This window comes from Polaromonas sp. P1_G2, from assembly GCF_056405515.1.
The window spans coordinates 1-389 of record NZ_JBFUBY010001520.1 but is presented as its reverse complement, the minus strand read 5'-3'; the positions used below and the strand labels follow the sequence as shown (position 1 = coordinate 389).

Below are 389 nucleotides of genomic sequence, written 5' to 3'. Positions count from 1 at the left end.
GAACATAGGCAAGACTATCGACCTTCCAATGGAGATGGTCAGCGAGATCCTCGATCGGATCGGCCGAGAGATTCTGAACGACGGCATGCCGCAAGCAACAGTCCAGAGCGAGCCATAAACTATGACGACGCAACCGATGTCTTCTTGCTGATTGGAAGCGGAGCCTGCCAAGACGCTTCCATCGAACGCCACCTCAAAATATGAAATCGTCCTCACTCAGCCAGCTGAGCCGCATGTGCAGCAACGTCAGCGTATCGCCGTTGTCGCCCTCGATGACGACAGTCCTGCCGGATTTATGCATATCGCTCAGCAGGTCTTCATAGTCGGTGATCGACTTGTAATGCGAAAGATCGATCACGTCGTGATCGTCGCCCTTCACGGTGAAATCC

1 protein-coding gene is annotated in these 389 nt (G+C 53.7%); it reads right to left on the bottom strand.

Going from position 1 to position 389, the window contains the following annotated elements:
- Positions 1–193: 193 nt before the first annotated feature.
- Positions 194–389 (bottom strand): hypothetical protein (locus tag AC1D0P_RS31360; protein ID WP_477680292.1); only part of this gene is annotated, 196 nt, incomplete at its 5' end.